This is a genomic window from Streptomyces longwoodensis (assembly GCF_001514125.1).
GTDB lineage: Bacteria > Actinomycetota > Actinomycetes > Streptomycetales > Streptomycetaceae > Streptomyces > Streptomyces longwoodensis.
Genome location: NZ_KQ948554.1, coordinates 310,670 through 328,599, shown reverse-complemented (window position 1 = coordinate 328,599; position 17,930 = coordinate 310,670). Strand labels below are relative to the sequence as shown.

General features: G+C 71.5%; 17 protein-coding genes. 2 read left to right on the top strand and 15 right to left on the bottom strand.

The genetic code is table 11. The annotated features are described in order from the left end of the window. Positions 1-12 precede the first annotated feature (12 nt). The 3 genes from AQJ30_RS19365 to AQJ30_RS19355 form a co-directional block, all read right to left on the bottom strand. Positions 13-672: a vitamin K epoxide reductase family protein gene (locus AQJ30_RS19365; protein WP_067235492.1), complete on the bottom strand. Its 660-nt coding sequence runs from the start codon at positions 670-672 to the stop codon at positions 13-15. A 267-nt stretch (positions 673-939) separates the two neighbouring features. Beyond that, positions 940-2,202 carry a histidine--tRNA ligase gene (gene hisS / locus AQJ30_RS19360; protein WP_067235490.1) on the bottom strand — a complete coding sequence of 421 codons (1,263 nt, stop codon included), beginning with the start codon at positions 2,200-2,202 and terminating at the stop codon, positions 940-942. 13 nt (positions 2,203-2,215) lie between these two features. Further along, entirely contained in the window at positions 2,216-2,938 is a 723-nt protein-coding gene (locus AQJ30_RS19355; RefSeq protein ID WP_067235488.1) for an MBL fold metallo-hydrolase, read from the bottom strand. A gap of 129 nt (positions 2,939-3,067) precedes the next feature. Between AQJ30_RS19355 and AQJ30_RS19350 the strand changes: the two genes are divergently transcribed. Both AQJ30_RS19350 and AQJ30_RS19345 read left to right on the top strand, forming a co-directional pair. Beyond that, on the top strand, positions 3,068-3,883 hold the full coding sequence (locus tag AQJ30_RS19350) for a peptidylprolyl isomerase (RefSeq protein ID WP_067235486.1): 816 nt from the start codon (positions 3,068-3,070) through the stop codon (positions 3,881-3,883). Positions 3,884-4,027: 144 nt separating this feature from the next. Next, positions 4,028-5,257 carry a DUF349 domain-containing protein gene (locus AQJ30_RS19345; protein WP_067235484.1) on the top strand — a complete coding sequence of 410 codons (1,230 nt, stop codon included), beginning with the start codon at positions 4,028-4,030 and terminating at the stop codon, positions 5,255-5,257. A 97-nt stretch (positions 5,258-5,354) separates the two neighbouring features. Here the strand turns inward: AQJ30_RS19345 and AQJ30_RS19340 are convergent, their stop codons facing one another. The 12 genes from AQJ30_RS19340 to AQJ30_RS19285 all read right to left on the bottom strand — a co-directional run bounded on the left by AQJ30_RS19340 (position 5,355) and on the right by AQJ30_RS19285 (position 17,834). Further along, positions 5,355-7,973 carry a RelA/SpoT family protein gene (locus AQJ30_RS19340; RefSeq protein ID WP_067235482.1) on the bottom strand — a complete coding sequence of 873 codons (2,619 nt, stop codon included), beginning with the start codon at positions 7,971-7,973 and terminating at the stop codon, positions 5,355-5,357. A gap of 187 nt (positions 7,974-8,160) precedes the next feature. Beyond that, positions 8,161-8,700: an adenine phosphoribosyltransferase gene (locus tag AQJ30_RS19335; RefSeq protein ID WP_067235480.1), complete on the bottom strand. Its 540-nt coding sequence runs from the start codon at positions 8,698-8,700 to the stop codon at positions 8,161-8,163. Beyond that, positions 8,697-9,818, bottom strand: coding sequence for a protein translocase subunit SecF (secF, locus tag AQJ30_RS19330; RefSeq protein ID WP_067235477.1), 1,122 nt, complete (start codon positions 9,816-9,818; stop codon positions 8,697-8,699). Before secF ends, AQJ30_RS19335 begins: the two co-directional genes overlap by 4 nt. 3 nt (positions 9,819-9,821) lie before the next feature. Continuing rightward, the gene (secD, locus tag AQJ30_RS19325) at positions 9,822-11,588 is read right to left on the bottom strand and encodes a protein translocase subunit SecD (RefSeq protein ID WP_211279031.1); all 1,767 of its coding nucleotides are present in this window, start codon (positions 11,586-11,588) and stop codon (positions 9,822-9,824) included. A 134-nt stretch (positions 11,589-11,722) separates the two neighbouring features. Continuing rightward, entirely contained in the window at positions 11,723-12,220 is a 498-nt protein-coding gene (gene yajC, locus AQJ30_RS19320) for a preprotein translocase subunit YajC (protein ID WP_067235473.1), read from the bottom strand. 187 nt (positions 12,221-12,407) lie between these two features. Further along, a complete protein-coding gene (ruvB, locus tag AQJ30_RS19315) occupies positions 12,408-13,496 on the bottom strand; it encodes a Holliday junction branch migration DNA helicase RuvB (protein ID WP_067235470.1) in 1,089 nt (362 codons plus the stop codon). 71 nt (positions 13,497-13,567) lie between these two features. Beyond that, positions 13,568-14,173, bottom strand: a complete 606-nt coding sequence (gene ruvA / locus AQJ30_RS19310) for a Holliday junction branch migration protein RuvA (RefSeq protein ID WP_067235467.1) — start codon at positions 14,171-14,173, stop codon at positions 13,568-13,570. Further along, a complete protein-coding gene (gene ruvC / locus AQJ30_RS19305; RefSeq protein ID WP_067235463.1) occupies positions 14,170-14,709 on the bottom strand; it encodes a crossover junction endodeoxyribonuclease RuvC in 540 nt (179 codons plus the stop codon). The genes ruvA and ruvC overlap by 4 nt, the downstream gene beginning before the upstream one ends. Before the next feature lie 145 nt (positions 14,710-14,854). Then, a complete protein-coding gene (locus AQJ30_RS19300) occupies positions 14,855-15,607 on the bottom strand; it encodes a YebC/PmpR family DNA-binding transcriptional regulator (RefSeq protein ID WP_067235460.1) in 753 nt (250 codons plus the stop codon). 48 nt (positions 15,608-15,655) lie between these two features. Beyond that, the gene (gene pdxT, locus AQJ30_RS19295) at positions 15,656-16,264 is read right to left on the bottom strand and encodes a pyridoxal 5'-phosphate synthase glutaminase subunit PdxT (protein ID WP_067235457.1); all 609 of its coding nucleotides are present in this window, start codon (positions 16,262-16,264) and stop codon (positions 15,656-15,658) included. A gap of 6 nt (positions 16,265-16,270) precedes the next feature. Then, complete coding sequence (gene pdxS, locus AQJ30_RS19290; protein WP_067235801.1) at positions 16,271-17,176, bottom strand: pyridoxal 5'-phosphate synthase lyase subunit PdxS; 906 nt, start codon at positions 17,174-17,176, stop codon at positions 16,271-16,273. A gap of 115 nt (positions 17,177-17,291) precedes the next feature. Next, the gene (locus AQJ30_RS19285) at positions 17,292-17,834 is read right to left on the bottom strand and encodes a LemA family protein (protein WP_067235454.1); all 543 of its coding nucleotides are present in this window, start codon (positions 17,832-17,834) and stop codon (positions 17,292-17,294) included. Positions 17,835-17,930 lie beyond the last annotated feature (96 nt).

Here is a 17,930-nt window from a genome sequence, read left to right as displayed (position 1 = left end):
CCCTCGGGGCTGTCAGCTGGTCCAGAAGTCCCACCAGCGGGTCAGGATCAGCATCCCGATGATGCCGATGTGCAGCACGGGCACGACCCAGGTGAACTCGCTGAAGAAGCCCTTCAGCCAGCGCGGGCCGGGCAGCAGGCCGTTGCGCACGGTGAACGAGGTGACGTACCAGAACATGAGGATCGTGGCGACCCAGGCCAGGCAGCACCACAGGCACAGGGCGTTGATCCGGTACAGCGACTGGAACTGCAGCCAGGTGACGAAGCCCACGCCGAAGAGCGTGCCGGCGTTGAAGGTCAGCCAGTACCAGCGCGGGAAGCGGGCGCCGGCCAGCAGGCTCATGCCGACGCAGATCACGATGCCGTAGGCGACCAGGCCGAGCATCGGGTTGGGGAACCCGAAGGCGGCGGCCTGCTTGGACTCCATGACGCTGCCGCAGGAGACCACGGGGTTCAGGCTGCAGCCGGGGGTGAAGCTCGTGCCGGCGACCTTGGCCTCGAGCAGCTTGAACTTGTCGATCGTGATGACCCACGCGGCGAGCAGCCCGGCCGCCCCGGTGAGCAGCAGCAGGATGGCGAACGCGCGGCTGCCGCCCAGAGCGCGCGGTCCGGGGGCCCCGGCGTGCTGCGGCTCGGGGTCGGTGGAGACGTCCTTCACTGTCGTCTTGCTCATTCCGCCGGTTCCGTCACGTGAGAGGTGGACCTGCTTCGGGCAGGGCCATTGTGCCGCACGTGGCCCGCGGGCCACCGTTCGTTGCGCATAAGGAGATACGCGCGCACGGGCCGGACCGTTCGGTTCCGGCCGTGGTGCGGGGCACCCGTCGGCCGGGTGCCCCCGCGTCGAAAACCGTCCCGGAGGACGAATCCGGGGCCGCCGGGTTGACGCCCAGGGGCCCCGGAGGTGAAGACGCTCGGGACGCGGTGCGGCCCACCGGGCCGGTCAGCCCAGCCGGGACTCCAGCTCCGCCACGATCTCGCCCACGCCGACGGCCACCTGCTCGCCGGACTCCATGTCCTTCAGCTGGACGACGCCCTCGGCGAGGTCCCGCTCACCGGCCACGATCGCAAAGCGCGCGCCGCTGCGGTTGGCGTTCTTCATCGCGCCCTTGAGCCCCTTGCTCCCGTAGGAGAAGTCGGCGGCGACGCCCAGCTTGCGCAGCTCGGTGACCTTGGCGAACAGCACCCGGCGGGCCTCCTCGCCGAGCGGGACCGCGTAGACCGAGGTCGCGGACGGCAGGTCCAGCCGCACGCCCTCGGCCTCCAGGGCGAGGACCGTGCGGTCGACGCCCAGGGCCCAGCCCACGGACGGCAGCGCGGGGCCGCCGATCATCTCGGACAGGCCGTCGTAGCGGCCGCCGCCGCCCACCGCGGACTGCGCGCCCAGGCCGTCGTGGACGAACTCGAACGTGGTGCGCGTGTAGTAGTCCAGGCCGCGCACCAGCCTCGGGTCGTCCTCGAAGGCGACGCCGGCGGCGGTGATCAGCTCGCGGACCTCCTCGTGGTACGCCTTGCAGGCGTCGCACAGGTAGTCGCGCAGCAGCGGGGCGCCGGTGAGCTGCTTCTGCACGTCGGCCCGCTTGTCGTCGAGCACGCGCAGCGGGTTGATGTCCGCCCGGCGCAGGGTGTCCTTGTCGAGGTCCAGTCCGCGCAGGAACGTCTGCAGCGCCTCCCGGTAGACCGGGCGGCACTCCTTGTCGCCGAGCGAGTTCAGCAGGATGCGGAAGGAGCGCAGGCCCAGCGAGCGGTAGGCCTGGTCGGCCAGGATGATCAGCTCGGCGTCCAGGGCCGGGTCCTCGGCCCCGATGGCCTCGGCGCCGACCTGGGAGAAGTGGCGGTAGCGGCCCTTCTGCGGCTTCTCGTAGCGGTAGTACGAGCCGGAGTACCAGAGCTTGACCGGGAGGTTGCCCTGCTTGTGCAGGTTGGCCTCCAGCGCGGCGCGCAGCACGGAGGCGGTGCCCTCGGGGCGCAGGGCGAGCCGGTCGCCGCCCTTGGTCTCGAAGGCGTACATCTCCTTGGTCACGATGTCGGTGGACTCACCGACACCGCGGGCGAACAGCTCGACGTTCTCGAAGCCGGGTGTCTCGACGTAGCCGTAGCCGGAGGTGCGCAGCGGGGCGGCGATGGCCTCGCGGACCGCGAGGTAGGTCGCGGAGTCCGGCGGGATCAGGTCGTAGGTGCCCTTGGGGGCCTGGAAGGTGCTCACGGGAGTCTCTCGTTCACATTCCTCGTCGGGGAGCGGTGCCGGTGTCCGCGCCGGGCTCCGGGCGGCCGTCGGCCACCTGGCGCAGGTACGGGTTGGCGGTGCGCTCGCGGCCGATGGTCGTCTGGGGGCCGTGGCCGGACAGCACCACGGTGGAGTCGTCGAGCGGCAGGCACACGCGGGCCAGCGACTCGAGCATGTCCGCCATGGATCCGCCCGGCAGGTCGGTGCGTCCGATGGAGCCGGCGAAGAGCAGGTCGCCCGAGAAGAACACCGGGGGGACGTCCGCGTTCTCGGGGAGCTGGAAGGTCACCGACCCCTTGGTATGGCCCGGGGCGTGCGCGACGGCCAGCTCCAGGCCGGCCAGTTCCAGCCGCGCGCCGTCGGTCAGCTCCCGGACGTCGTCCGGCTCGCCCACCGTCAGGTCGCCGAGCAGCGGCAGGCCGATCGACCGGCCGAGCGCCTTCTCGGGGTCGCTCATCATGTACCGGTCCTCGGGGTGGATCCAGGCCGGCACGTCGTGCGCGCCGCACACGGGGACGACCGAGGCCACGTGGTCGAGGTGGCCGTGGGTGAGGACGACGGCGACGGGCTTGAGCCGATGCTTCTGGAGTGCTTCCTCGACTCCGGGGGCCGCTTCGTGGCCCGGGTCGATGATCACGCACTCCTCACCGGGGGCGGGGGCGACGAGGTAGCAGTTCGTCCCCCAGGCACCGGCGGGGAACCCGGCAATGAGCACGTTCGTCCTTCGTTTGTGTCGATACGGGTGGCTACGGCTTGCGCCCGAGCCTACCGGCGCTGCCGAATCCTCAGCGAACCCATATACGGTACGGGGCACACACAGACGGACGCATGAGGAGACAACCCCGTGGTCACCCAGGAACAGCGGCGGCGACAGCTCGCCCGGGAGAAGTTCTTGCGGCAGCAGCAGCGGCGGACCGAGGCGCGGCGGAAGGCGAAGGTCCGCACCTCGGTGATCGCGTCGGTGCTCGGCGTGGTCCTGGTGGGCAGCCTGGCGCTGTACACGACCGGTGTCATGAAGGACGACTCGGACGACAAGGCGAGCGCGAGCGCGTCGACGGCCCCGTCGCCCAGCGCGGCCAAGGACCCGTGCGAGAAGCCGGCCGCCGGCAAGGTCGCGACGCAGACCTGGAAGAAGGAGCCGGCGATGTCGATCGACAAGTCGGCTAAGTACACGATGACGCTGGACACCACGTGCGGCGCGATCGACGTCGCGCTGAAGGCGTCGGCGGCCCCGCACACCGTGAACTCCTTCGCCTTCCTCGCGGGCAAGGGCTACTTCGACCACACGAAGTGCCACCGCCTGACGACCAACGGCATCTACGTGCTCCAGTGCGGCGACCCCACGGGCAGCGGTTCGGGCGGTCCGGGCTACACGCTCCCGGACGAGAACCTCAAGGACACGAGCCTGAAGAACAACACCTACCCGGCGGGCACGATCGCGATGGCCAACACCGGTCAGCCGCACACCGGCGGCAGCCAGTTCTTCCTGGTCTACCAGGCGAGCCAGCTCCCGCCGAGCTACACGCCCTTCGGTACGGTCTCGGCCGCCGGCATGAAGGTCCTCAAGAAGATCGCCGCGGCGGGCGAGAACACCGGCGGGGGTGACGGCGCACCGAACGCGACCGTGGTGATCGACAAGGCGACGGTCGGGAAATCCTGACGACCAGGGCGGCCAACAGCGCAATTTCGGTCGTGCGGGATGCGGACAGGCGCCCTGCCGGTCGCCTAGATTGGCCGTGACGAAACTGTGGACGATGCCCGGGGGCCCTGAAACCCCCCGCGGGCATCATGTGGAGGAGGCGCTGTGAGCAGCGACCCGTGGGGCCGCGTCGACGAGACGGGGACCGTGTACGTGCGTACGGCCGACGGCGAGCAGGTGGTCGGCTCCTGGCAGGCGGGCTCCCCCGAGGAGGCGCTGGCCTATTTCGAGCGCAAGTACGAGGGCCTGGTGGTCGAGATCGGCCTCCTCGAGAAGCGGGTGCGGACGACCGACCTGTCCACCAAGGACGCCCAGGTCGCCATCGGCCACCTGCGCGAGCAGGTGGACGCGCACCACGCGGTCGGTGACCTGGACGCGCTGCGGTCGCGCCTGGACAAGCTGGTCGAGACCGTCGAGGCGCGCCGCGAGGAGCGCAAGGCGCAGCGGGCCAAGCAGTCCGACGAGGCCCGCCGGGCCAAGGAGGACCTGGTCGTCGAGGCGGAGCAGCTGGCCCAGTCGGACCAGTGGCGGGCGGCCGGTGAGCGGCTGCGCGCCCTGGTGGACACCTGGAAGGGCCTGCCGCGGCTGGACCGCAAGTCCGACGACGAGCTGTGGCACCGCTTCTCGCACGCGCGCTCGGCGTTCTCCAAGCGCCGCAAGGCGCACTTCGCGCAGCTGGACGCGCAGCGCGAGGACGCCCGCCGGGTCAAGGAGCGGCTGGTCGTCGAGGCCGAGGCGCTGTCGGGCTCCCAGGACTGGGGTCCCACGGCGGCCCGCTACCGGGAGCTGATGGCCGAGTGGAAGGCCGCGGGCCGCGCCCAGCGCGAGCACGAGGACGACCTGTGGAACCGCTTCCGCGGCGCCCAGGACGTCTTCTTCGCCGCCCGCAGCTCGGTGTTCGCCGAGCGCGACGCCGAGCAGGCGGAGAACCTGAAGCTGAAGGAGGAGCTGGCCGAGGAGGCCGAGAAGCTGCTCCCCATCGAGGACCTCAAGTCGGCCCGGGCCGCGTTCCGCTCGATCAACGAGCGGTGGGAGGCCATCGGTCACGTCCCGCGGGACGCCCGGCCGCGGGTCGAGGGCCGGATGCACACCGTGGAGCGCGCGCTGCAGGAGGCCGAGGAGGCCGAGTGGCGCCGCACCAACCCGGAGGCACGCGCGCGTGCCGCGGGTCTGACCGGTCAGCTGCAGGCCGCGGTGGACAAGCTCAAGGGCCAGATCGAGCAGGCGCGCGCCCAGGGCAACACGTCCCGGGCCGAGAAGCTGGAGCGTGAGCTGGAGGGCCGCCAGGCCCTGCTGGACCAGGCGCTGAAGGGCCTGCACGAGTTCGGCGGCTGATCCCCGCCTGAGCGAGCCGTGCGAGAGGCCCCCGTACACCGCGTACGGGGGCCTCTCGCGTGTCCGGATGTCGCCGGTCGCGGTCCGGGGCCCGGGGTCAGTCGGAGGGCCGGCGGGCCGAGGTGACCCGGTAGACGTCGTACACGCCCTCCACGCCGCGGACGGCCTTCAGGACGTGGCCGAGGTGCTTGGGGTCGCCCATCTCGAAGGTGAAGCGGGACGTGGCCACCCGGTCCCGGGAGGTCTGCACCGCCGCCGAGAGGATGTTGACGTGCTGGTCGGACAGCACGCGGGTGACGTCCGACAGCAGCCGGGAGCGGTCCAGCGCCTCCACCTGGATGGCGACCAGGAACACCGAGGACTGGGTCGGCGCCCACTCGACCTCGAGGATGCGCTCCGGCTCCCGGGACAGCGACTCGACGTTGACGCAGTCGCTGCGGTGGACCGAGACGCCGCTCCCCCGGGTGACGAAGCCGATGATCGGGTCGCCGGGCACGGGGGTGCAGCAGCGGGCCAGCTTGACCCACACGTCGTCGACGCCCTTGACGACCACACCGGGGTCGTTGCTGCTGCGCCGCTTGCGGCTGCGGGTGCGCGACGGCGGGACCGCCTCGTCCATCTCCTCGGTGGCCGCCTCCTCGCCGCCGAGGGCCTGCACCAGCTTCTGCACGACGTTCTGCGCGGCCACGTGGCCCTCGCCGATCGCCGCGTACAGCGAGGAGATGTCCGGGTAGCGCATCTCGTGCGCCAGGGTGACCAGCGAGTCGCCGGTGAGGATGCGCTGGATCGGCAGGTTCTGCTTGCGCATGGCCCGCGCGATGGCGTCCTTGCCGTGCTCGATCGCCTCGTCGCGCCGCTCCTTGGAGAACCAGGCCCGGATCTTGTTGCGGGCGCGCGGTGACTTGACGAAGCCCAGCCAGTCGCGGGAGGGCCCGGCACCGGCCGCCTTGGAGGTGAAGACCTCCACCAGGTCGCCGTTGTCCAGGGTGGACTCCAGCGGGACCAGCCGGCCGTTGACGCGTGCCCCTATGGTCCGGTGGCCGACCTCGGTGTGGACCGCGTAGGCGAAGTCGACCGGCGTCGCCCCGGCGGGCAGCGCGATGACGTCGCCCTTGGGGGTGAAGACGAAGACCTCGTTGCGGGACAGGTCGAAGCGCAGGGACTCCAGGAACTCGCCGGGGTCCTCCGTCTCCTTCTGCCAGTCGAGCAGCTGGCGCAGCCACGCCATGTCGTTGAGGTGGTCGTCCTTCTTCCCGGCCTTGGGCACGTCGGTGCGCACCTTGGAGGCGCCGGCGACGGCCTCCTGCTTGTACTTCCAGTGCGCGGCGATGCCGTACTCGGCGCGGCGGTGCATGTCGAAGGTGCGGATCTGCAACTCGACCGGCTTGCCGTTGGGCCCGATGACCGTCGTGTGCAGCGACTGGTACATGTTGAACTTGGGCATCGCGATGTAGTCCTTGAACCGGCCGGGGACCGGGTTCCATCGCGCGTGCACGGTGCCGAGGGCGGCGTAGCAGTCCCGGACGGTGTCGACCAGGACGCGGATGCCGACCAGGTCGTAGATCTCCGCGAAGTCACGGCCGCGGACGATCATCTTCTGGTAGACGCTGTAGTAGTGCTTCGGGCGTCCGGTGACGGTGGCCTTGATGCGGGCGGCGCGCAGGTCGGTCTGGACCTCGTCGGTCACTATGGCCAGGTACTCGTCACGCTTCGGTGCCCGCTCGGCCACCAGCCGGACGATCTCGTCGTACATCTTGGGGTAGAGGATCGCGAAGGCGAGGTCCTCCAGTTCCCACTTGATGGTGTTCATGCCCAGGCGGTGGGCGAGCGGCGCGTAGATCTCGAGGGTCTCGCGCGCCTTCTTCTCCTGCTTCTCGCGCTTGAGGTAGCGCATGGTGCGCATGTTGTGCAGGCGGTCGGCGAGCTTGATGACCAGGACGCGCGGGTCCTTGGCCATGGCGACGACCATCTTGCGCACGGTCTCGGCCTGCGCGGCCTCGCCGAACTTGACCTTGTCGAGCTTGGTGACGCCGTCGACGAGCAGCGCGACGACGTCGCCGAAGTCGCGGCGCAGGTCCTCCAGGCCGTACTCGGTGTCCTCGACGGTGTCGTGCAGCAGGCCCGCCATCAGGGTCGCCGGGTCCATGCCCAGCTCGGCGAGGATGGTGGTCACCGCGAGGGGGTGGGTGATGTACGGGTCGCCGCTCTTGCGCTTCTGGCCGCGGTGCCAGCGCTCGGCGACCTGGTAGGCGCGCTCGATCTGGCGGAGCGTGGACGTCTCGATCTTGGGGTCGTTGCTGCGCACTATCCGCAGCAGGGGCTCCAGGACCGGGTTGTACGGGTTCGCGCGCTGGACGCCGAGGCGGGCGAGGCGGGCGCGGACGCGGTTGGAGGAGCCGGAGCGGGCGCCCTGGCCGGCCGGCGGCCGCGCCGCGGGCGCGGAGGACGCCTTGGGCGCGGGCGACTGCTGCTGCGCGGGGTCCGCGGCGGGCGCCGGGGAGGGGCGTCCGGACGCGGCGGAGTCCGGCCCCGCGGGCCCGGCGGCGTCGGGGGACGGCTTGGGACGCGGGGCCTCCGCCGGGCGGTCGGCCGGGGCGGAACGGTCGTGCTCGACCGGCCCGCGGGTGTCGTCCTGCGCGTGCGCCGCTGGCTTCGCCGCGGGCGCCGAGGCGGACTCGGGCTTGGCGGCGGTCAGGTGCTGGGCCTCGTCTGGCAAGAGGACTCCTCGTGCGCGATCCGGGTGCCCGGTCAGGCTCCGGAGCACCCATCGTAGCGATCCCGGACCGCGGGATCGCCTTCAGGCCTGTGAGGGCCGTGTACCCGGGAAACGCCGAGGGCGGGCACCGGATTCCTCCGGGCCCGCCCCAGTGCGGTACAGCGGCTTTCGGCCTGCGGCCACCCTGTCACACGGTGAGCAGGGATTCCAGGGGTGCGCCGTCCAGCGCGGCCTCCAGACGGCGGCGGCCGGGCAGGAAACCGAGCTCCATCAGCACGGCGACGCCGGCGACCCGGGCGCCCGCGCGCTGGATCAGCTGGATCGACGCCTCGGCGGTGCCGCCGGTGGCCAGCACGTCGTCGACGATCAGGACGCGGTCACCGGCGGCCAGGTCCTCGGCGTGCACCTCGATCTCGGCCGAGCCGTACTCCAGGTCGTAGGCCTGGCTGAGGGTGGCGCCGGGCAGCTTGCCCGCCTTGCGCACCGGGATGAAGCCCAGGCCGGCGCGCAGGGCCACGGGTGCGCCGAGGATGAAGCCCCGGGCCTCCAGGCCGACGACCTTGGTGGCGCCGGTACGCGTGGCGATCTCCGCGAACGCGTCGGTGAGCGCGGTGAACGCCGCCGGGTCCGCGAGCAGCGGGGTGATGTCCTTGAACATCACGCCCGGCTCGGGGTAGTCCGCCACGTCCCGGATCCGGCTGAGCAGCAGCTCCTGGATGTCGGTCATCGGCGCTTCCCGGACGGCCGGCCGCCGCGGCCGCGGCCGCGGGACGCGGGCTGGTGGCGCGGTCCGACCACGGCGGGCGTGGCGTCCTCGGGCTCACCGGCGGCGTCACCGGCGGCACCCGTACGGGCCTCCACCAGGTCCTCCGTCGAGGCGGCCTGGGCCCGCTTGGCCAGCACCCGCTTGCGCAGCGCCCTGATCTGCGGCTCGCGCTCCTTGAGGTCGGCGACGAGCGGCGTGGCGATGAAGATCGACGAGTAGGCACCGGCGGCGAGGCCGACGAACAGCGACAGCGAGATGTCGTTGAGCGTGCCCGCGCCGAGGAAGCCGCCGCCGATGAACAGCAGGCCCGCGACCGGCAGCAGCGCGACCACGGTGGTGTTGATGGAGCGGACCAGGGTGCCGTTGATCGAGCGGTTGGCGATCTCGCTGTAGGTGACCTTGGTCTGCTTGGTGATGTCCTTCGTCTGCTCCTTGAGGGAGTCGAACACCACGACCGTGTCGTACAGCGAGTAACCGAGGATGGTCAGCAGACCGATCACCGTGCCGGGCGTGACCTCGAAGCCGACGAGGGCGTAGATGCCGGTGGTGATGGTGATGTCGTGGATCAGGGCGACGAGCGCCGCGATGGCCATGCGCCACTCGAAGGCGATCGCCAGGTAGATCACCACCAGGACCATGAAGATCGCCAGGCCCTGCCAGGCCTTGTTGGCGATCTGGTCGCCCCAGCTCGGGCCGACCAGGTCGGCGGCGATCTTCTCCTTGTCGACCTTGAAGTCCTGCGCCAGCTCGGTCTTGATCTGGTCGGACTGCTGGGTGTCCATGCCGGCGATCTGGATGCGCAGCGCGCCGTTGCCGAGCTTCTGCACGACCGCGTCGTGGCCGGAGGCGTCCTTGGCGTACTCCTCGGCCTGGCTGACCGAGACCGACGTCTTCGGGGTGGTGAAGACGGCGCCGCCCTGGAAGTCGATGCCCATGTTCAGACCCCGCACCGCGAGGCCGAGGATGGCCGTGATGGTGATCAGGATCGAGATGCCGTACCAGATCTTGCGGTGACCGATGAAGTCGTAGCTGATCTCGCCACGGTGCAGTCGGGCGCCGAGGTTGCCGAGTTTCGACATCGCTCACGCTTCCTTGGGGTCGACAGGGCCGGAGACGGGACCGGCGGGACGGCGGGTGCGGCGCAGCGGCGGCTTGGCCCCCAGGCTCTTCGGGTCGAGGCCGGACCACTTGTGGCCGTTCGCGAAGAACGGGCGGCGGGCGGCGAGCGTCATCAGCGGCTTGGTGAAGAAGAACACCACGACCACGTCGAGGACGGTCGTCAGGCCCAGCGTGAACGCGAAGCCCTGCACCTTGCCGACGGTGACGATGAACAGGACCGCGGCGGCGAGGAACGACACGAAGTCGGAGACCAGGATGGTGCGCCGGGCACGCGGCCAGGCCCGCTCGACGGCGGGGCGCAGGGTGCGGCCCTCGCGGATCTCGTCCCGGATGCGTTCGAAGAACACGATGAACGAGTCCGCCGTGATGCCGATGGCGACGATGGCGCCGCAGACAGCCGGCAGGTTCAGCGCGAAGCCGATGGTCGGGCCGAGCAGCGCCATGATCACGTAGGTGAGCGCGGCGGACACCAGCAGCGACGCGATCGCGATGACCGACAGGCCGCGGTAGTAGGCCACCAGGTAGATGATCACCAGCGCGAGGCCGATGGCGCCGGCCAGCAGACCCGCGTGCAGCTGCTCACCGCCGAGGGCGGCGGTCACGGTGGTCACGCTCTGCTCCTTGAAGGAGAGCGGGAGGGCACCGTAGGACAGCATGTTGGCGAGGCTCTGGGCCTCCTCCTGGGTGAAGCTGCCGGAGATCTGGGCCTGGCCGCCGGTGATGGCCTGGCTGACGTACGGGCTGGAGACGACCTCGCCGTCCAGCACGATGCCGAACTCGTTCTGCGGCTGCTGGTTCTGGGCGAGCTTGCCGGTGATGTCCGCGAACTTCTTGGCGCCCTTGCCGGTGAAGTCCATGGTGACCTGCCAGCCGGCGGCGTTCTGGGTGTCGTAGACCGCCTTGGCCTTCTTCACCTCGGTGCCGTCGACGGCGGCGGGGCCGAGCAGGTACTTGTACCAGACGCCGTTCATCTTGCCGCAGCCGACGGTGGGCTCGGCGGGCTTGGCGCGCTCGCCGGCCTTGGTGCGGGCGGACTTCTTGGAGCAGTCCAGCGCGGCGTACTGCGCCTGGAGCTTGGTGGTGTCGGGCGTCGAGGCGCCGGCGCTGCTGCTCGCCGAGGGGCTGGCGGACGGCGAGGAGTCGGCCTTCAGCGCGTCGGTGACGGCGCGGCCCTGGGAGGTCGCGGAGGCGGACGGACTCGAGGACGCCGAGGACGCCGGGGATTCCGAGGAGGAGGACGAGGCCTTCTCGCCGGTGGCGGAGGCGCTCGGCGACGGGCTGCCGGAACCGCTGGGGGACGCGCTCGGGGAGGCGTTGCCGGCCGGGCCGGTGGCCTCGGTGGCGAGCACCGGGCGGAAGTAGAGCTTGGCGGTGGTGCCGACCTGGGCGCGCGCTTCCTCGGAGTTCGTCCCCTTGGGGATGTTCACGATGATGTTGCGATTACCCTGGGTCTGCACCTCCGCCTCGGAGACGCCCAGACCGTTGACACGGCGGTTCATGATGTCGACCGCGGTGTCCATGTTGGCCTTGTTGATCGCGGATTCCTGGCCTGACTTGGCCTCGAGCGTGATGCTCGTACCGCCGGCCAGGTCGATGCCGAGACGCGGGGTGGTGTGTCCGGAGGCGAACATGCCCCCGGTGAGCCCCACGATGGCGATCAGGATCAGGGCCAGCGAGCGCCCCGGCTTGCTCTGGGCACTCGCGCTCCGGCCCTTTTTAGGTGCTGCCACCTTCTCGTACTCCCTCTCGGGCCGCTCCGCGCCGGGTCAGCGCGGGGACGGCCATGACATGGTGTCGTCGGTCCGCTGCGAGGTGCGGGCACCCCGGAGCACGCGGGAGCGGCCCGCGCGGCCCGGGGAGACGGTCACTTCGCGCCGGACTCGCCGTCGGTCTTCTTCGGCTCCACGGCCGGGTCGGCCCCGGCGGCCGGCTCCTCGGTCTCGTCCTTCTTGCCGAGGTCGACGGACTTGTCGGCGGGGGCGGCGGCAGCTTCGTCGGCCGACCCGTCGGTGTCGGGGGTCTCGGTGAGGGAGGAGGCGTCGTCCGGGACAACGTCGGCGTCGGACTTCAGGTCGTGCTCGATGCCGTGGACGATGCGGTTGTACTCGTCGTCGGTCAGGACGGCACCGATGGCGTTCTTCGCGAAGAGCAGTTCCACGCCGGGGCCCGCGTCGACGAGGACCGTGTCGTCGTTGACCTCCTTGACCGTGGCGTACATGCCCCCGATGGTGCGGATGCCGCTGCCGGGCTGCATGTCGTTCCGCATGGCAGCGGCCTGCTGCTGCTTCTTCTTGGCCGACCGCGTCATCAGGAACATGGCCCCGATGAGCACGATGAACGGGAGGAGGGTCACGAGACTCACGGGTCGGAACTTCCTTCACACGACCGCGATGGTGAGCGGCCTGATGGTTGGGGGTTTGTGCGCTGCCCGCGAGGGCGGCATCGGCGGAGTCTAAGCGAGTCCGCGCGCAAGGAACAACGCTCAGCATGGCACCTGGGTTCCTCACCTCGCGAATGTCCCGGCCGTGGTGGGCGCGGGCGCGGGCCCCTCACGCCCCGAACAGGTCCCCTTGTCCGTTTCCGCCGCCCTGGGAGCGGGGCGGGGTCAGGCCCAGGTGGCTCCAGGCGGCCGGGGTGGCGACCCGGCCGCGCGGGGTGCGGGCGAGCAGTCCCTCCCGTACGAGGAAGGGCTCGGCGACCTCCTCGACGGTCTCGCGCTCCTCCCCCACCGCCACGGCCAGCGTGGACAGGCCGACCGGGCCGCCGCCGAACAGCTTCAGCAGGGCCTCCAGGACGGCGCGGTCCAGCCGGTCGAGGCCGCGCCCGTCGACCTCGTACACGGCGAGGGCCGCCGAGGCGATGTCGCGGGTGATGACGCCGTCCGCCTTGACCTGCGCGTAGTCGCGGACGCGGCGCAGCAGGCGGTTGGCGATGCGGGGCGTGCCGCGCGAGCGTCCGGCGATCTCGGCGGCGCCGTCCGGGTCGATCTCCACGTCGAGCAGATGCGCCGAACGGTGGATGACGCGCTGCAGCTCGGCGGGCTCGTAGAACTCCATGTGCGCGGTGAAGCCGAAGCGGTCGCGCAGCGGGGGCGGCAGCAGGCCCGCGCGGGTGGTGGCGCCGACCAGGGTGAACGGCGGCAGTTCGAGGGGGATGGCGGTGGCGCCGGGGCCCTTGCCGACGATGACGTCGACGCGGAAGTCCTCCATCGCCATGTAGAGCATCTCCTCGGCGGGCCGGGACATGCGGTGGATCTCGTCGAGGAAGAGGACCTCGCCCTCCTGGAGGGAGGACAGGATCGCCGCGAGGTCGCCGGCGTGCTGGATGGCGGGGCCGGAGGTGATGCGGATGGGGGCGCCCATCTCGGCCGCGATGATCATCGACAGGGTGGTCTTGCCGAGGCCGGGAGCGCCGGAGAGCAGCACGTGGTCGGCGGTGGCGCCCCGCGCGCGTGCGGCGCGCAGCACCAGGTCGAGCTGTTCGCGGACCTTCTCCTGGCCGATGAACTCGCCCAGGTCCTTGGGGCGCAGGGCGGCCTCGACGGCCTGGTCCTCCCGGTCGGCGACCGAGTCCACCAGGCGCTCCGCGGCGGGGGCGGCGGGGGTGTCGGTCGGGTCGGTCGGGTCGTCCCAGTTCATGTGTGTGCCTTACGGAGGTCGGGTCGGCGGGTGGTGCTGTCCGTGGTCGGTGCCGGCGTTCGCCAGGTGTCTCAGCGGGCTCTGTTCAGTGTCTGGAGGGCGGCCTTGAGCAGCACGCCGACCTGCGGTGTGCCCTCGGCGGCCTCGGCCTGCGGGGCCACGGCGGCCACGGCCTCGTCGGCCTCGCGGGTCGCGTAGCCCAGGCCGATCAGCGCGGCGTGCAGCTGGTCGCGCCAGCCGCTGCTGACCGGCGCGCCCACGGCGGGGGCGCCGAGCGGCTCACCGAGGCGGTCCTTGAGTTCGAGCAGCAGCTTCTGGGCGCCCTTCTTGCCGATGCCGGGGACGGCGGTGAGCGCCTTCTCGTCGCCGGTGGCGACCGCGCGGCGCAGCGCGTCCGGGGTGTGCACGGCGAGCATGGCCTGGGCGAGGCGGGGGCCGACGCCGCTCGCGGTCTGCAGCAGTTCGAAGACCTGGCGTTCGTCGTCGTCGGCGAAGCCGTACAGGGTCAGCGAGTCCTCGCGGACCACCAGGGAGGTGTGCAGCTTGGCGGGCCGGCCGAGCCGCAGCGCGGACAGCGTGTTCGGCGTGCACTGGACGGCCATGCCGACACCGCCGACCTCGACGACCGCGGCGTCGGGGGCGAGGGCGGCGACCGTGCCGCTGACGAAGGCGATCATGCGAGGCGGCCTTTCGGTGTTCTGGCGGTCTGCAGGGCGACGGCCTGCTGGAGCCGGTTCTGCGCGGGGGCGCGCCAGATGTGGCAGATGGCGAGGGCGAGGGCGTCGGCGGCGTCGGCGGGCTTCGGCGGCGCGGCGAGCCGCAGCAGCCGGGTGACCATGGCGCCGACCTGGGCCTTGTCGGCGCGGCCGCTGCCGGTGACGGCGGCCTTGACCTCGCTCGGGGTGTGCAGGGCGACGGGGATGCCGCGCCGGGCGGCGCACAGCATGGCGACGGCGCTGGCCTGGGCGGTGCCCATGACGGTGCGGACGTTGTGCTGGCTGAAGACGCGCTCCACGGCCACGAACTCCGGCCGGTGCTCGTCGAGCCACTCCTCGATGCCCCGCTCGACGGCGAGCAGGCGGTGGCTGAGCTCGGCGTCCGCGGGGGTGCGCACGACCCCCACGCCGATCATGGTGAGCGGCCGCCCCGCGACCCCCTCCACGACGCCGACACCGCACCGGGTCAGCCCGGGGTCCACCCCCAGTACGCGCACGCGCCCCTCCCTCCGACGGCCCGACCGGCGACTCGTTCGCCTGTTTGTGCAGGCTATCGGGTGCCACCGACAACGCCGCGCAAAGGGACGGGCCGACGGGTGTGTCCCGTCGGCCCGTTGAACCCTGCGCCCCGCGCGGCGGCGGCTACGCGTCGACCTTCTCCATGACCTCGTCGCTGACGTCGAAGTTGGCGAAGACGTTCTGCACGTCGTCGCTGTCCTCCAGCGCGTCGATCAGCTTGAAGATCTTGCGGGCGCCGTCCTCGTCCAGCTCGACCTGCATGGTCGGGACGAAGTTGGCGTCGGCGGAGTCGTAGTCGATGCCGGCGTCCTGGAGGGCGGTGCGGACCGCGACCAGGTCGGTGGCCTCGCTGATGACCTCGAAGGTCTCGCCGAGGTCGTTGACCTCCTCGGCACCGGCGTCAAGAACGGCGCCGAGCACGTCGTCCTCGGTCAGCTCGCCCTTGGGGACGATGACGACGCCCTTGCGGTTGAACAGGTACGACACCGAGCCCGGGTCGGCCATGGAGCCGCCGTTGCGGGTCATGGCGACGCGGACCTCGGAGGCGGCGCGGTTGCGGTTGTCGGTGAGGCACTCGATGAGCACCGCGACGCCGTTCGGGCCGTAGCCCTCGTACATGATCGTCTCGTAGTCGGCGCCGCCGGCCTCCAGGCCCGCGCCGCGCTTGACCGCGGAGTCGATGTTCTTGTTCGGGACCGACGACTTCTTCGCCTTCTGGATGGCGTCGTACAGCGTCGGGTTGCCCTCGACGTCCGCGCCGCCCATCCGCGCCGCGACCTCGATGTTCTTGATCAGCTTCGCGAAGAGCTTGCCGCGCTTGGCATCGATCACGGCCTTCTTGTGCTTCGTCGTGGCCCATTTAGAGTGGCCGGACATCTGCCTGTCTCCTTCGCGTAACCCATCCCATCAACGAACGCAGGAATCCTACAAGGACTCGGCCGCCCGGCTCGCCCGCACCATGTCCACGAACAGCGCGTGCACCCGGTGGTCGCCGGTCAGCTCCGGGTGGAACGACGTGGCGAGCGCGTTGCCCTGGCGGACCGCGACGATGTGGCCCTCGTGCTCGGCGAGCACCTCGGCCGCCGCGCCGACGGACTCCACCCAGGGGGCGCGGATGAAGACGCCCTCCACGGGGTCGCCCGGGACGCCCCGGACGTCGACCGCGGCCTCGAAGGACTCGTTCTGCCGGCCGAAGGCGTTGCGGCGCACGATCATGTCGATGCCGCCGACGGTCTCCTGGCCCGAGCGCGGGTCGAGGATCTTGTCGGCGAGCAGGATCAGGCCGGCGCAGGTGCCGTAGACCGGCATGCCGTCCCGCACGCGTGCGCGCAGCGGCTCCATCACCCCGAAGAGCAGGGCCAGCTTGGAGATGGTGGTGGACTCGCCGCCGGGCAGGACGAGGCCGTCGACCTCCGCGAGTTCCTCGGGACGCCGCACCGGCCTGGCCACGGCGTCGGCCGCGGCCAGGGCGATGAGGTGCTCCCGTACGTCGCCCTGGAGCGCCAGGACGCCGATGACAGGTGCGTCGGTCATGGGTGGTTACCAGCCGCGGTTGGCGTAGCGCTCGGACTCGGGCAGCACGTCGCAGTTGATGCCGACCATGGCCTCGCCGAGGTTGCGGGACGCGTCCGCGATGATCTTCGGGTCGTCGTAGAAGGTGGTGGCCTTCACGATGGCGGCGGCGCGCTTGGCCGGGTCGCCGGACTTGAAGATGCCGGAGCCGACGAACACGCCCTCGGCGCCGAGCTGGCGCATCAGGGCCGCGTCGGCCGGGGTGGCGACGCCGCCGGCGGAGAAGAGGACCACCGGGAGCTTGCCCAGCTCGGCGACCTCCTTGACCAGCTCGTACGGGGCGCGCAGCTCCTTGGCGGCGGCGTACAGCTCGTGGTTGTCCAGGCCGCGCAGCCGGGCGATGTCGCCCTTGATCTGGCGCAGGTGGCGGACCGCCTCGACGACGTTGCCGGTGCCGGCCTCGCCCTTGGAGCGGATCATCGCGGCGCCCTCGGAGATGCGGCGCAGGGCCTCACCGAGGTTGGTGGCACCGCAGACGAAGGGGGTGGTGAAGGACCACTTGTCGGAGTGGTTGACCTCGTCGGCCGGGGTGAGGACCTCGGACTCGTCGATGTAGTCGACGCCGAGGGACTGCAGGACCTGGGCCTCGACGAAGTGGCCGATGCGGGACTTGGCCATGACCGGGATGGAGACGGCCTCGATGATGCCCTCGATCATGTCCGGGTCGGACATGCGGGCCACGCCGCCGTCCTTGCGGATGTCGGCCGGGACCCGCTCGAGGGCCATGACGGCGACGGCGCCCGCGTCCTCGGCGATCTTCGCCTGCTCCGGCGTGACGACGTCCATGATGACGCCGCCCTTGAGCTGCTCGGCCATGCCGCGCTTCACGCGGGCGGTGCCGGTCTCGGGAGCCTGGTTCTCGGTGCTGGACACGGGGCTGGACACGGGGTGACCTCACTGGGGTGAAGAGGGTTTCTGCAAGCACCGAGGAAACGCGAGTGGACCAGTCCACAGCAAGGGCCAATGCCGAGCCGGTGGATCCTTTTGCTCAGGCGGCCCGGTCGGCCAGGGCGGCGGGCGGCTCGTCGTCCATCTCGAAGGCCATCGGGAACGGCGCGTGGCCCGCGAGCCGGAACCAGCGGACCTTGCGGTGCTCGCGCAGGCGGCGGGCGGCGCCGACGGCGTCGTTGTGGAAGCGGCGGGCCATCGGGACGCGCCGGGCGGCCTCGGTCAGCTCACGGGCGGCCCCGTCGCCGCCCGGTGCCTCCCGGACCACCTCGACCTGCCGGGGGTCGGCGAACACCGCGCGCAGCGCCTGGCTCAGCTCGCTCTCGGCCACCTCCCGCTGCTCCTCCTCGGCCTGCCGGGCGGCGTGCGCGGCCTCGTACAGCACGATGGAGGCGGCCGGGTCGAGGATGCCCGACGTCGCCACCTCCTGGGCCACCGAGGCGCGGCGCAGCAACTGCGCGTCCAGTGCCGCCCACGCCGCGTCGATCCGCGCGTGCAGCCGGTCGAGCCGCCCCGCCGTCCAGCTCAGGTAGAGGCCGATCGCCAGCAGGGCGACGAGGATCCAGATGAGGGTTGCGGTCACGGGCGGACAGCGTACGCGGCCGGGGACGGGCGGCGGGGCGCGGGCCGCGGGCGGGTGGGTCCCGGCGGCACTGTGGGAGGCCCGGCCGGCCCGCGC